The sequence below is a fragment of the Shewanella algidipiscicola genome (assembly GCF_900380485.1).
GTDB lineage: Bacteria > Pseudomonadota > Gammaproteobacteria > Enterobacterales > Shewanellaceae > Shewanella > Shewanella algidipiscicola.
Genome location: NZ_OXJV01000017.1, coordinates 156974 through 171896 on the forward strand (window position 1 = coordinate 156974; position 14923 = coordinate 171896).

Annotated in this window: 8 protein-coding genes; 6 read left to right on the forward strand and 2 right to left on the reverse strand. The window is 48.1% G+C overall.

What is annotated here, in order from left to right; translation table 11 throughout:
• Positions 1–55: 55 nt before the first annotated feature.
• The 3 genes from DN599_RS12920 to DN599_RS12930 all read left to right on the forward strand — a co-directional run bounded on the left by DN599_RS12920 (position 56) and on the right by DN599_RS12930 (position 4407).
• Positions 56–3760 carry an intermembrane phospholipid transport YdbH family protein gene (locus DN599_RS12920; protein ID WP_110458005.1) on the forward strand — a complete coding sequence of 1235 codons (3705 nt, stop codon included), beginning with the start codon at positions 56–58 and terminating at the stop codon, positions 3758–3760.
• A 103-nt stretch (positions 3761–3863) separates the two neighbouring features.
• On the forward strand, positions 3864–4061 hold the full coding sequence (locus DN599_RS12925; protein WP_162599208.1) for a YnbE family lipoprotein: 198 nt from the start codon (positions 3864–3866) through the stop codon (positions 4059–4061).
• 25 nt (positions 4062–4086) lie between these two features.
• On the forward strand, positions 4087–4407 hold the full coding sequence (locus tag DN599_RS12930; RefSeq protein WP_110458007.1) for a YdbL family probable chaperone protein: 321 nt from the start codon (positions 4087–4089) through the stop codon (positions 4405–4407).
• Between the two features lie 72 nt (positions 4408–4479).
• Here DN599_RS12930 and DN599_RS12935 read toward each other — a convergent pair whose 3' ends face one another.
• Positions 4480–5436: a universal stress protein gene (locus DN599_RS12935; protein WP_110458008.1), complete on the reverse strand. Its 957-nt coding sequence runs from the start codon at positions 5434–5436 to the stop codon at positions 4480–4482.
• A gap of 633 nt (positions 5437–6069) precedes the next feature.
• On the opposite strand from DN599_RS12935, the gene DN599_RS12940 reads away from it, so the two are divergent.
• Positions 6070–7374 carry an anaerobic C4-dicarboxylate transporter gene (locus DN599_RS12940; RefSeq protein WP_110458009.1) on the forward strand — a complete coding sequence of 435 codons (1305 nt, stop codon included), beginning with the start codon at positions 6070–6072 and terminating at the stop codon, positions 7372–7374.
• Between the two features lie 513 nt (positions 7375–7887).
• On the opposite strand, the gene DN599_RS12945 is transcribed toward DN599_RS12940, so the two are convergent.
• Entirely contained in the window at positions 7888–8895 is a 1008-nt protein-coding gene (locus DN599_RS12945) for an isoaspartyl peptidase/L-asparaginase family protein (protein WP_420820872.1), read from the reverse strand.
• A 225-nt stretch (positions 8896–9120) separates the two neighbouring features.
• Between DN599_RS12945 and DN599_RS12950 the strand changes: the two genes are divergently transcribed.
• Positions 9121–10911 (forward strand): autotransporter assembly complex protein TamA, encoded by a 1791-nt coding sequence (locus DN599_RS12950; protein WP_420820873.1) that lies wholly within the window; start codon positions 9121–9123, stop codon positions 10909–10911.
• Positions 10908–14816 carry an autotransporter assembly complex protein TamB gene (gene tamB, locus DN599_RS12955; RefSeq protein WP_110458011.1) on the forward strand — a complete coding sequence of 1303 codons (3909 nt, stop codon included), beginning with the start codon at positions 10908–10910 and terminating at the stop codon, positions 14814–14816. Before DN599_RS12950 ends, tamB begins: the two co-directional genes overlap by 4 nt.
• Positions 14817–14923 lie beyond the last annotated feature (107 nt).

Sequence of the window (14923 nt, forward strand, 5' to 3'; positions counted from 1 at the left end):
TAACCAACGACATTAAGGGCAGCAAGCGAACCAAATGACAAAGAGACAGGGATAGATGTGGCAACGACTGAGTCAATCACGCCTAATGGCAGTGCTACTGATCGCGGCGCTGCTAGTGGTTGTCGCTCTTAGCTTAATGGTTGTCAATCTCAGTGGTATCACCCAAAGCCTAGCGAATCGTTACCTATTACCGGCCAACACACAAATCAGTGCCCTCAATGTTGGCCTTAACGGTGTGCTCAACGGCCATATTGCACGGTTAGATTTACAGGTCAACGACAGTCATATCGCCATCAGCGATCTGCAATTGACCTTCGATGATGCCGTTGAATGGACACACTTCTCTCTCGAGCATATCGACACGCTGGCCATTAGGCGCATTGAGGTGCTGCTATCACCCACGCTATTTTATCCCCGTCCCAGTACAGAGTTTGCCCCGACAACTAGCCCAGCACTGTCGCTCGATATGGCAGCATTACCTAAAATAGCCATAGGCCAGACGCAACTGAGTGTGCAGCAGATCCCGAGTGAGCAACTGAGCCTAAATCTGGATTATCTTAATATCGATAATCAAGGAAGAGTAACCAGCCAGTTAAGTCATCATGATAAATTTCTGTTTGGTCTCGATGCACAACTATCTGACGAGAGCTGGCAGTTCGACACTCGCCTATCCTTAGATACCCTCCAAGCATTCATGACTCAGTGGATAGCATCGGCGCCAGCACAGCAGCAAGACACGCCACCGCTGCGCCAATTTATCGCGCTAAAACACCAGTTAGCTACCCAGCATATAGATGTGAGCGGCCAGCTTATTTCATCGACTCGGCTCGATATTGCCAAGGCCCGCATCGATTCTAGCCATCAACTTGAGCCGTTTTCGCTAACACTTAACGGCTTGGCTGGTGCAGTACTAAGCCCACCCTTGCAATTAGTTCCAAAAGCGCTGCCGATTGAGGGCGGTGCTGACTCAACCTCCGTTTCGACGCCAAACAACTCGTTGCCATCAAATAGCATTGCCTTCGAGATCACAGGTCCAGTTAGCGATCTGAGCGTAAACCTTGCGCCAACCCAACTTGAACTGGCAATATCGCCATTGCAACGTCAGGCATTCTATAGCGGGGCAACGACCCTCGCGCCTTTGCTCAATTCACTCGATAGGCTATTGAGTACAACCGCCTTGTCTGAAAGCAACGTAGCTGACAACAATTCGTCTGATAATCGCCGCCCCCCTTCTCCCCCAGATCAGGACACTTTGGACTCTCAGCAATCTCTGCGCACTCAGCATGGTGAGCTAATTGGCGACGTGCTAACTGGCCAGCCACTTTATCTTACGTTGCGACTCGCCAGCCCGCTAAGCTATCAAATTAATTCACAGCAATTAAGCATCGATCACCTACAAGCTGAGCTGTCATGGGGTAATTTACAGCTTAATACTGAGCTAAAACATCTCAATAGCGTTAAAAAAAATGATGAAACGACTATCACCACTGATTGGCAGCTGACACTGTTGCTGCCATCAAGCTTGTGTGTCGATTTGTCAACGCAGCAAGAAGACCCAGCCCCTATTGCCCCCTGTGATACGATGAAAGAGCTGCAGTTACGCGCCGATGAGGTGGCATTGTCGGCAACAGGCAGCGCCAGTGCAACCTCCCCCACAGCAGCGCTCGCTGCATCGAGCTTTGCCTTAACGGTGCAGCCTAATGCACAATTGATAATCGACGGGCCAAATTATCGTCATCAATCTCTTGATGTCGCCTCAACACGGTTTACACTTGCGCTCATAGAGCCGTTACGCTTTAACATTGCCGATGCGGTTAAACTGCAATTTGGTCATATTGATATAGGCAGCAGTGACAATCAATTCACCTTCACCCACGCTGGCGAGCAGTACCAACTTGCCAGTGAGCGTAGCTCGCTGCAGCTAAATGGTGGCCATTTCAGCAGGCAGACCAGCGGCGCAAGCCAGTGGCTATTGCACCCCTTAACCATCGCCACGGTAAACCCACAACTGAGCCAATTCAGCGAAACCATCACGGCGCCGCCAACAACTACATTGACCAGCTCTGAGCTTATGCTAAGCAGTAAAGCAGCACTGCACCTGCATCTCGCCGCTAAGCGCGATGATACAACCCCATTATTAACTGGCGTTGCGGCCAGAGTCGCCACCTCGCCAGCTAGCACGGTGACATTTAATCAGCAGTTAGTTGCATCTGCCGCTTCGCCTGCACCGCCACAAGCGGACTCAAGCGCGACTCAACTTTATCTACCGCCACTTACCCTACAACTTAAGGCGACACAACTGACGCAGCAGCGTATGAATGAGCAGCAACAGACTATTGCCACCACAACTAACATAGGCGCCGCACACCTAAATATGGGTGCCGTCGACATGCAGCCTGCAGCCTCCTCTGCTGTAAATATCAGTCCTGCTGACAACAAAGGTATTACTGAACTTAAAAACGCTGTAGCCAACACGAGCGTGCAGTCAAAGGAGAATGCATCATCAAACTCGCTGGCCGCGCAGCTTCTTAACGCACCATGGCACAATCAACTTGAGCTGAAACTTGAGAATGTCAGTGTTAATCAGCAGTATTATCAATTTAAAAAACGACGCCAACGTAACCTATTCGCTATCACCCTGTTGGGACTGACTCAACAACTCGATTGGCAAGCAAGTGCCAGCCATTATCGACTCAGGACGGCTGAGCAATGGATGGCAGGACAATTATCGATGCGCAGCCATCAGCAGCTAACACTGCAAAAACACCACGACAGTGCAGCGCTACAAGGTGAGTTCACCCATAATAGCGATCTTCAGCAATTGATAAACCAACTCAGTAGCAGTTTTGCTCTCAATATGCCTATCGCGACCATAGGTGATATTCAGATAACAAGCCGCCATCAACTGACATGGCAGCCCGATGAGCTCGATTTTTCAATGCAGCTAACACCACTCATACAAATAAGCGAAGGTAGTATTAACCTACTGCCCTTTGAACAGGTCAAGCTTGCAGGCGAGTGCCATCTTAATGCGAATATCGCTCAGCTACGTCCGAGCAAACACTCTATTGCCTGTGATAGGCTAAGCCTTCAAGCACAGGCATTTAATCCAGGAGTGGTGCTCAATAATATCAATGCAGACTCTCAATTTAATTGGTCTTCTCAAAGCGCTTCATCGTTTAAGGGCGCTGGCGCACAACTGCTAGACTCGGCCTATATCAATATCAACGCCAGTGCTGATACCCTAGGAGGCCATCTGCTACTGCCCAAGTTCTCGCTCGACTTACATCACCCCTCGGAGGCGTATCTGGTGTTACAGGCGGTAGATTTAGCCCAGCTACTGGCCATTCAACCACAAGAAGGCATTTACGCCGATGGTATTTTCGACGGTGTTTTACCTTTGCAGATTGTCGATGGCAAAGTGTCGGTCACAGGCGGTAAATTGGCCGCGCGTGCTCCGGGTGGCCTAATTAAAGTCAGCAATAATCCTGCCGTGATACAGATGCGCGCCTCTCAGCCCTATTTGGATTTTGCCTTTTCTGCACTCGAAGAACTGCACTATAGCGAGCTATCGAGTCGTTTTGATATGGCCACTAATGGCGATGCCGTGCTGCATGTCAATGTAAAAGGTCAAGCTAAAGATATTGAACGCCCTATTCACTTGAACTACGCTCAAGAAGAGAATATGTTGCAGTTGCTCAAGAGTTTACAGATAGGTGATCGGCTACAACAGGGTATTGAACAGTCGATGGCACAATAAACGTGCCCTATCTTGTTCAGGTTATGGTCATCTATAAAGGATTAAGCTGAGCTCATCTTGGATGATCCTTACACGATCATCGCTACAGAAAAAGGAATCACCAGTGAAAATATTGCCGACGTTAATACGCACCACGATAGCGGCCGCGCTATTAAGTACCATAGGGTGTACCCCCACGGTTAAAATCGAGCCGCCCGATAAGCCTATTGTGATTAATCTCAATGTTAAAATTGAACATGAGATCAAAATCAAGGTCGATAAAGAGCTTGATGAATTGCTGAATAACAATGAGCTATTTTAACCCATTTTGAGATCAGGGGATCATCATGAAACGTCAAATACTTATACTCATAACCGGCTTACTGTTGAGCCTAAATGCGTTCGCTATCTCCTTACAAGAGGCCAAGAGTCAAGGCCTTGTGGGTGAGCAGACTAATGGTTATTTAGGGCTCGTAGTCAACAACAGCGAAGCCAAACAACTGGCTGACTCGGTCAATGCCAAACGCCGTGCCCATTATCAAAAGATTGCGACTCAAAATGGTATTAGCGTCGAAGATGTGGCTAAACTGGCTGCAGAAAAAGCCATTGGTGCTGCAGATAAAGGCGAGTATATCCAAACACCACAGGGCGTTTGGGTTAAAAAATAATCCTTACGAATACTTGGTACTAAGTGATCGGCATATGCACTAAACTCAGGCGTCAACCTCGATTGGCGCCTTTTATTTTGCCGAATGATAAACCGCCGATGAGTGGGGTTTCACCACCAGCAAATCACAATCGATACGATCGATCACCTGCTCGGCAATATTACCGCACATGTTAGAAAGCAAATTCGATTGGCCGCAGTCCCCCACTATCACTAATTCAGAATCCACCTGCTTCGCCAACTTGGCAATAGCATCTTCAGGTAAGGCCTTTGTTACATGGAAATGGCTGGCAGACACATGACGGTCACTCTGATTAGGCAGAAGATGATAGCGGCTAGAATAGAGTGACAGTTGGCATAAATGATACTGCTCATCGGTTTCTGGCATGACAGGTTGTTGAAAAGAGATGCTGGGACTGTCACCGTAATAACAATCGAGCAGATGACAATCTCCCTTTAGCAGTTGGGTGAAATGTTCGGTTGTTTGTAAGACCGCTTCGTTAATGGATTTTTGCCCCCCTTCTGCGCAGGGCTCCACCAGAGATACAATGCGCCCACCGGGCTGCCACGCATGCTCTTTCACTATCACCACTGGCCGCGGTGATTCTTTAAGTAATCTCACATCTAATGATTTAATCGCCAACCAATGCCATAACTGGCGCGTAGAGGCACTAATCAACACGGCATCAACTTGAAAATCTCGGCAACACTGCAACACATCATCAATGCAGTGACACGATGTTGATGCAGGTGATATGGCGACGCCAGTCTGAGCCACAGTCTGAATAAAGTCGGCAAGACAGTGACGTTTAGCGCTAATCGTTTGCCCGAGGTTACCTAGATTGCTGGGATATGATGCTTGACTGTGGTGGAATGTCTCTACTAATCGGGAAACGAAATGGCTATGTTCAAGCAGCATGACTAAAATATGAGCTCGGCTCTTATTGGCCATATAGGCCGCTCTTGAAATACCTCTAAAACTAAAATCGTGTTCATCAATAACCACTAACAATCGTTTGTAGCTGTCCATAACTGATCCATCTTTGCCATGGGTGAAACCTAATTGTAGCTTAGCATCATGTGTTATTTTGGGCAGTCTCCCCCATAAACACTGGCCTAGCGACAAACACCTGATAATGAAAATGATTGCTGTTTATAATGTTTTTGACTTAAAAAAGAGAATCAACATCATTTTAGGCCCAGTTATCTAGGCTCTAAAGTCTGTCAACAGACTTTAGAGCCTAACATTGGCATTAAGTGCTTATTATTGTTATTGATAAAAAATACCATTAACGCGACCTGCAGCAAAAAACACGGGGTCTGTGTCCCTCTGAAATCGGCTGCCTGAGTTAAGCTGGCAACATCCATTGTCGCTAAGTAGTGGCATATACCCCAACATGCAATTTGGCAACTTAAGCCACCTTGCAACGCCACTATGCAAATCACAATGACCAAGAGGGCTAATCACTCATTTGTGACTTCAGTCCTTAGGCTTAATACGTTGGCGTGAACCCGCTCACATGGTGCAGAAAAAGTGAATTAGGTAGCGCTACTATTGCGCTAAAGCGCGTAAAATCGGCTTATCGCATAAGCAAGTCATACTATTAATAAGCTTCCCTGCTCTCATACCGTCCTTTTGGTTTTTTAACACCGTGGAGTTTTTATGATCGCAACTGAGCTATTTGTAGTACTGGCATTTATCTATCTGGGCGCGAGAATGGGTGGAATAGGTATCGGTCTGGCTGGCGGCGCTGGCGTACTGGTGCTCACCCTCATCTTAGGGCTAGATAGCGGCCATATTCCGGTGGATGTGATTTTAATCATCATGTCGGTGATCGCCGCCATTGCAGCCATGCAGGTCGCAGGAGGATTAGACTGGCTGGTGCAACTCTCCGAAGCTTTTTTACGAAAAAACCCTAAACGAATCACTTTTTACGCCCCGGTCGTAACCTATTTAATGACGTTACTCGCTGGCACTGGCCACACCGCATTTTCGACCCTTCCCGTCATTGCGCAAGTCGCTAAAGAGCAAGGGATCCGTCCGTCTCGACCATTATCCATTTCCGTTGTCGCCTCACAAATCGCCATAACCGCATCGCCTATCTCTGCCGCTGTGGTATTTTTTTCAGGCATACTCGAACCGTTCGGGGTTGATTATCTAACGTTGTTGGCCATCTGTATTCCCGCGACCTTGTGTGCTTGTATGGTGGGTGCCATGGTAGCCAATGTGATGGGCTGTGAATTACAAGACGATCCGATTTACCAGCAGCGTTTAGCCCAAGGGCTGATTAGCCAGCAACAAGGTAAAACGCAGGAGATAGCCCCCAGTGCCAAACTCGCGACGGCCATTTTTATCAGTGCCATTGTTTGTGTCATCCTATACGCCACTCTTATCTCAGACTCAGTAGCCTTGATCACCGACCCCAATTTGAGCCGTAACGATGCGATCATGGTCTTTATGTTAACGGCGGCCGCGGCGATTGTAACCTTTACTCGCATCGATGCCAGCAAGATCTCTGAAGCGTCAACCTTTAAGTCAGGAATGAGCGCCTGTGTTTGCGTATTGGGCGTTGCTTGGCTTGGCGACACCTTGGTCGCGGGTCATATTGATGAAATTAAAGACGTCGCAGCCGAGTTATTACAGCAGTATCCTTGGTTATTGGCATTAACGCTGTTTTTGGCATCTATGCTGCTTTACTCACAGGGTGCGACCACCACCGCATTGATGCCTGCTGCGCTCGCCATTGGTGTTGCGCCTATGACGGCGATAGCCTCTTTTGCCGCGGTCAGTGCATTATTTGTGTTGCCAACCTACCCAACCTTACTGGCTGCTGTCGAGATGGACGATACTGGCTCGACCCGCATAGGTCGCTGGGTTTTTAACCATCCCTTTTTTATTCCCGGTGTGGTGACCATTAGCACCTCAGTGCTACTTGGCTTTGTTTTTGGCGAGCTACTCTTAGGATAAGGCTTTGACTGAGCAAACCACGACTTAACCTCTATGCTGTCATCGCTGCAATGCTTGAGGTCATCGCTTAATAATTAATCGAGATGCTATTAAGTCATGACTAGCGGCATCCACCTATGCATTAATCCCCATTTCAACTAAGGCCTTCATCACTAAATTAAACCAGTTGTGCTTAGTTATTCCGCCGTATGGCTATGGGGGCTCATCAAGTACTGTCGGTGAGATGGCTCACCAGAGGTTATACAGACAGCCGTTAGCGCTTTTGGGGATTATGGCGATAGATGTACTCATCGGCCTACTGCAACAATCGGGTTATCTCTGTGAGTTCATTGGCCACCGCGGTGCCCAGAAGATGCAACGCCGTTAACCAAGATAGGCGATAGGGCTCATCTTGGGGCTGACACATGTGCGGCCACTGTTATCAAAGCGGGCAAAATTATCTGAGGTCTGGCCAATAGCGGGCGTAGGCTAAGCGGTCACTTAGCCCAACACAGATACTGATACTGATACTTGTTATTTATTGCTCCAAATCAAAACCTGCGCAAGCTCACCGCTTTTTCGCGTCGCGCGGTACATACCTTCGGTATTAAACGGCGTGGCAATGTTGCCACGTTGATCGATAGCAATTACCCCTCCAGTGCCGCCAGCGGTGATCAAGCGCTGATTAATCACCTCATCGGCGGCCTGAATAATCGATTTTTGTTGGTATTTCACTTTCGCACAGATATCACCCGCGACATGATAGCGGATAAAATACTCTCCATGCCCCGTTGCCGACACGGCGCACACCTTGTTTTCAGCATAAGTGCCAGCGCCGATAACGGGCGAGTCACCGATACGGCCAAACCGTTTGGCAGTCATGCCTCCGGTAGAGGTGCCTGCAGCTAAATTACCTTGCTTATCCAATGCAACGGCGCCTACGGTGCCGAACTTATAATCAAGCTGAGCCGGGTCGTCAAATAATCCGGCGCCTTGTGATCCGCCGCGCTCATCAGCCCCCTTGAGCTTGGCTTTGGCATCGAGTAACTGTTGATAGCGATGGTCATCATCAAAATACGTCACTGGCACTAAATCAAAGCCTTGGGTCAACGCAAACTCCTCTGCGCCACTACCTGCCAACATCACATGGGGCGAATGCTCCATCACACTGCGGGCGAGCGTGATGGGGTTCTTAATGTGTTTAACCCCCGCCACTGCACCGGCATTTAAGGTGCGGCCATCCATGATGGCGGCGTCCATCTCATGTTGGCCATCAAAGGTATATACCGCGCCAACACCGGCATTAAACAAGGGGCTATTTTCTAAGATACTGATGGCGGCGGTCACGGCACTCAAGCTATCTCCACCTTTTTCTAATACTTGATAACCCGCATCAACCGCCTGCTTTAACTTGGCGCGATAAGCTTGTTGCTGTGTATCAGTCAACTCAGCTTGTGAAATTGTGCCAGCACCGCCATGAATGGCTATCGAAAATGGCTGGGAAGATGACGCCGCGCTGGCCGTTGTGGCGACGATACTCAAGAGTGCAGTTAAGCTAAATAATTTGATAGTGCTGTTCACCTAAGGCTCCTTATTATGGTTTGCATTGTTTGTACCGATTTTAATTATTAATTACAATCATCATCTTGCTTGGCCGTAATAATCTGCGACAATAAAGCTTAATCACTTTTCAATTAGACAAAGGCTTTTTTGTTGCGAATTTTTTTCGTTAAGTCGCTTCTCCTCCTAGTGGTCACTTGGCTAGGCATTCATACATCACTAGCATCAGCAAATCAATGGCTTAATATTAATGTGGTGGGCGCTAATGAGGCGCTTACTCAAAATATCAATGCCCACTTAAGCCCTTTACCAACATCAGAGGTACAACGCCGCGCTTTTTTGTTTAATACCGCGGATAACCTGGATGCGGCACTGCATTCCCTCGGTTACTACCACGGCGTGGTAGAACAACAATTAGCCAGCCCAGAGCAAGGTCCCTGGCAACTGACCTTAACCGTGACGCCGGGTGAGCCGACTCTTGTCCAATGGATTGATATTCAACTAAGCGGTGAAATTCGCCAAGATAAGGCCGTCAACAGATGGCTAGCTAAACTCAAAATGAAACCTGGCGATATTCTTAACCATGGCCAGTATGAAACCATCAAGTCACAACTGCTTACCTTGGCATTAGCCAGAGGTTATTTTGATGGCCACTATGTCACCAATACCATAGTGGTTAACCGTGATCTCAATCGTGCCCAAATCAATCTGCATTATGATTCTGGACCACGATATAAAATGGGCAGTGTTAACTTTAGCGGCGACACTCTGATCCCAGGATTACTCGAACAATTAATTCCCTTCGAGCCCAACAGCGATTACAGCACTGGCGCCTTGGGGGATTTAAACCGGGAATTGGTCGACACGGGTTACTTCACTAACATCAAAGTATTGCCGCAACTGGATAAAATTGAACAACATAAAGTTCCTATTAAAGTCGAGCTGACGCCAAGACCCAGCCACTCGATTAAATTGGGACTGGGTGTCGATATTGGAAGTTCGGCCAACAATAGCGTCGAACCTAGAGTGCGCGTCACGTGGCGTACTCCGCAGATCAATCGCTATGGCCACTCACAAGAAACCAGTGTCGAATGGTCACCCGATCGCCCCAAATTTCTGACCACTTATACGATTCCACTTAGCCATCCGCTAGACGACCAGCTTAAAATTCGTGTTGGTTTGCTGCGCGACAAGTACGGTATAACACAAGTGTATGACGCTAACGATCGCAGTTACGTTAATACTGGGGAGCTAGAGTCCACTAAACGTAGCGCCGGGGTGTTAAGGCAAAAGCGCCTCGATAATAATTGGTTGCTCACCTATTCACTCGATGCCCTTAAAGAGTCTTACACTCAATCAGATATCTATTACGATCCTAATTTTTTGCTCATGGGCACGAGCCTAAGCCACACCCATCGCGGCGATAACTCGCTGGATCCTAAATCAGGTTTCTTTCAGTATTACAGTCTTGAATATGCCGATCCTAGCTTGGGTTCAGAAGTGCGTTTAACACGGCTACAAGCCAAGTTTAAGTGGATTGATACCTTTTTCGACAAACACCGCTTGGTCGCTCGTATGGATCTAGGTGCCAACCTTGCCGCCGAAGGTGACTTAGCGAATATCCCTCCCTCATTACGATATTTTGCCGGTGGCGATCAGAGTATTCGTGGTTACAGCTTTAATGAACTGGGCCCCTATATCGACTACCAAACACAAGATAATCAATTAGCTCGCATGGTGGTCGGCGGACGCTATTTAATGGTGGGCAGTATTGAGTACCAATATTATGTGACTCCAACTTGGCGGGTCGCGACCTTTGTCGATGGCGGTAACGCCTTTGATGTCGATCAAGTTGAGCCAATTGTGGCCGTCGGCGCGGGGATCCATTGGATCTCCCCCATTGGGCCAATTAAGCTCGATTTAGGGGTAGGGCTTAACGAGTCTGAAACCGTTGACCGCTCTTGGCGCATCCATTTGTCGATGGGAGCCGAGTTATGACCCAAGTGACACAAGAGTCATCGAACTCAGACTTACCAGCTAAAACAACACATAAAACCAAAACCTTAAGCGCCAGATTACTGCGCTGGCTAAAAAATACCATCCGTTTGGTGCTCTACCTACCGCTTTTGCTGTTAGTGATAGTGGCAGTGTTGTTTGGCACCCCGTTTGGCAGTCGAATTGCCGTGAATATCGCCGATACCCTTGTCGATGGATTGGCACTTAGCTATCAATCTGGCACCCTCAATAGGCAACTGAATCTGACCCATGCCCGTTGGCAAATGAATGGCCTCAATGTTGCCATTGACGACTTAGTTCTTAATTGGCGGCCGCTGTGTTTGCTACAACGTCAGGTCTGTGTTGAGGCATTAACCGCCACGGCGGTGAGCGTCGACATTGATACCGACCAACTTAGTGCTGACTCACCTGCACCCACTGTAGATGATGCTAGCCAACAGCAGCCACTGCAGCTGCCTGTGACTATCTTACTGACCCACGCTCAATTGCAACAGATCAAGGTGACGGTTAATGAGATGCAATTTAATGCCGAGCAGCTCAGTGGCAAAGCCAGCTGGTTAAGCAATGGCTTACGCATTCACTCTCTGGACAGTCTAGGCTTATTCATCTCTCTCTCACCAAGTGAGACCGCCCCCAAGGACAATAACGTCGCCCCTCCCCATCAGCAGGAGTCCGCGACCACATCTAGCCCGAAGAGTGAGCCACAAACAGAAGTCGCAGCTACCAATGATAGCCCATGGCCCCTAGCCTCCTTGCCTCAAGTGGCCATGCCCATGCCGATTTTTATCGATAACTTACAGCTCAACGACAGCCAATTGCAACTGAGCAGTCGCACTGACAAGTTCGCCGAAATCCGCTTACAAGCCAACTACATTGACTATCGTCTTGCCCTAGAGCTTCTGCAAGTCAAACACGATTACGGCCAAGTCAGTCTCGATGGTGATATTACCCTTAACGCCCATTATCCCATGACACTTCACCTTGAAACGGCAATCGATAAGATAGCCGAACTGCCAAGCTTGACCCAGCAAGGGCTCAGCCTTGAGCTTAGCGGCGATCTGCAGCAGTTACAGTTAACCGCAACGGGCCAAGGGCATATTAACTTAGACTTACAAGGTGAAATTGATTTAGTCGACCCCGAGCTCCCTTATCAGTTCAATTTGTCTAGCGAGCGATTGATGTGGCCACTCGATGCGCCACAGTATCAAGCCAAAGCTGTCACACTCGACACTCAAGGCTCACTCAGCAAGCAGCAAGCTAAGGTCAGTGCGCAGGTATTGACGCCTTATCATCCTAGCTTGCAACTGGAGGCCAAGTTAAGCCACAGCGAACAGACTATTGCGCTAAGCCAGCTAGATATTGTCAGCGACATGGGTCAGTTACAGGCAACTGGGTCGGTCAGTTACGGCGATGAAATCTCATGGGATTTAGCACTAGCAAGCGAGGCTTTGCAACTGGCCGACCTTAAGCTTAATAGCGACACTGTGCTACCCAGCACAGATATTACCGGCTCACTGACCAGCCAGGGCAAAGTGACGGGACAAGCGTGGCAAATTGGCATTCGAGAGGCCTCGCTTCAAGGCCATGTCGATGACTATCCGCTCCGACTAGAGGGTGATATCAAAGTTAACAATCAATGGCAGCTTAATGCCGACAGCTTAATCATCCATGCATTAGATGCTCAATTAGCTTTATCGGGCCACGTTGACCAGCAATGGGCCCTCAAGGGGCAATTGTCTGTGCCAGCACTCAATTTATGGCACCCTGAGGCCGCAGGCAATATTCAGGCCCACATTAATGTCTCTGGTAACAGCGACCATCCTGAAGTGACAGCCAATGTCGACAGTAACGAGCTCAGTTTTAGCGACTATTTAATCCACAAAACCAATATAAAAGCCTTCTATCGCCCGTTAGATGATCACCAATTGGCGTTATCGATAAAAGCATCGGATATATCGACTCCAGCGATCAAACTCAATACCATCAACCTTGGGATCAAAGGCGATCAGGCAACGCAGCAACTTAGCCTACAAAGTGATGGTGATGTTAAGCTTGATACCGTTATGGTATCGACGTTTGATAGCATAAAACAGCGATTAGCACTGTCTGTGGATAAGCTTAACCTTAATTCGCAGATGGGATTAGTACAGCTGGATCAGCCCATTCTCTTCGATTGGGATAATCAAACACAGCAAGGGCAGATTGCGCCATTTTGCTGGCAGCATCAACATGGAAAACTCTGCCTCAGTGACACAGCCGAACTCGGCAGTGCCGGCGATGCCAATGTGCAGTTTAACGGTGATGTGGGGGCAATCCTTAAACCTATATTGCCACAAAACCTCGCTTGGCAAGGCCCAGCAACATTGGACTCACACTTTAGCTGGGCACCTCAGCAAAAACCTCAAGCTCGGGTCGATTTAACTTTTAGTGCTGGACATGTGTTATTACAAACCAGCAAGCGCAAACTGGAAACCCATTATCGGCAACTGCAGATCAACGCTTCATTAGACGCCGATAAGCTCATGTTAACCACACAGCTTGATGCACAGGAGTTGGCACAACTCACCAGTGATATTGAGATAGGTGTGGGCCCTGATAAGCGCTTATCGGGTAGCATTAATATCGATAAGATTGACCTACAAGCACTGACCAACTTCACTCCACAATTAGAAACATTAAAAGGTGAAATCGACAGTAAGCTAACGTTATCGGGATCGCTGAGCCAACCGCAGATTGCCGGCAACATCCACTTGAGACAGGGACAGCTATTGGCAGCAGCCAACCCCACCCTACTCGATGCCATCAATATTGCTATCCAGCTGCAGGGACAAACGGCCAATATTCAAGGCGGCTGGCAAATGGGTGATGGTAAAGCGAGCGTCGGCGGGGAGATCGATTGGAGGGGGAAAGCGTTTCAAGGCAACTTAACGGTCAATGGCGACAAGCTAACCGTGATCCAACCTCCCATGGTCATTGTAGATGTATCGCCTGCGCTCAACATTCAATTTGGACCTAAGCAACTCGACATTAGCGGTAAAATTGATGTGCCATCGGGCCATATCAACATTGTCCAATTGCCAGAAGGTGGCGTGGCCGAATCCAGCGATGTGGTCTTTAACGACAGTATGGCGAGTGCGCAAAAAAACACTAGCCCAGTGGCTACCACCTCAAAAATAGACATCAAGGTCGGTGATCAGTTAACCATTGATGGCATGGGCTTAAAGGGTCGATTACAAGGTGCTTTAACCCTACGTCAAGAAGCCTTTAAACCGCCACTACTGTATGGCGATGTCAAAGTCGTGGATGGTTTTTACAAATTTATGGGGCAAAAATTGTCAATCGACACCGGTGAAGTGCAATTTGTCGGTCCTATCGATGTGCCTAACCTCAACATTGAAGCGGTGCGCGTCATTAAAAGCGAAGATGTTATCGCTGGAGTGCGCATCAGTGGTACGCCTTTAAAACCCATAGTCACACTATTCTCATCTCCTGCCAAAGAGCAAGCAGAGATCTTGTCATACATAGTTAAAGGCACTGGGTTTAACAATAATAATGACTCCCAAAATAACGCCTTAATGATGGGGGCGGCATTAACCCTTGGTAATCAATTGGGCGGCGGTGCGGTCAATACCATAGGCAGTTCGGCCACAGGCATTGTAGAAAAATTTGGTCTCTCCAACGTACAGCTCGATACCAATGATGATGGTAAAGTGGCTATCAGTGGTTTTATAGGGGATAACTTGATGGTTAAATATGGTATTGGCGTATTTAATCCAGGTTATGAGATGACAGTACGCTACTACCTACTCTCTCAACTCTATTTAGAAAGTGTCTCGGGCACGGTCGAAAAATCACTCGATATCTATTACAACTTCAATATCGATTAGCAGCTTGTATTAACTCGTTACGCTAAGCGCATTTTGCTAAAGCCATCCCCCTGACAAGCTAGGCTGTTGATAAGGCATTAATCTGACCTTGTGCATCACCACGCAGG

Bases quoted from the DNA above. Each gene is read 5' to 3' on its own strand.
- DN599_RS12920 (WP_110458005.1), top strand. From the start codon at position 56: ATGTGGCAACGACTGAGTCAATCACGCCTAATGGCAGTGCTACTGATC.
- DN599_RS12930 (WP_110458007.1), top strand. From the start codon at position 4,087: ATGAAACGTCAAATACTTATACTCATAACCGGCTTACTGTTGAGCCTA.
- DN599_RS12935 (WP_110458008.1), bottom strand. From the start codon at position 5,436: ATGGACAGCTACAAACGATTGTTAGTGGTTATTGATGAACACGATTTT.
- DN599_RS12940 (WP_110458009.1), top strand. From the start codon at position 6,070: ATGATCGCAACTGAGCTATTTGTAGTACTGGCATTTATCTATCTGGGC.
- tamB (WP_110458011.1), top strand. From the start codon at position 10,908: ATGACCCAAGTGACACAAGAGTCATCGAACTCAGACTTACCAGCTAAA.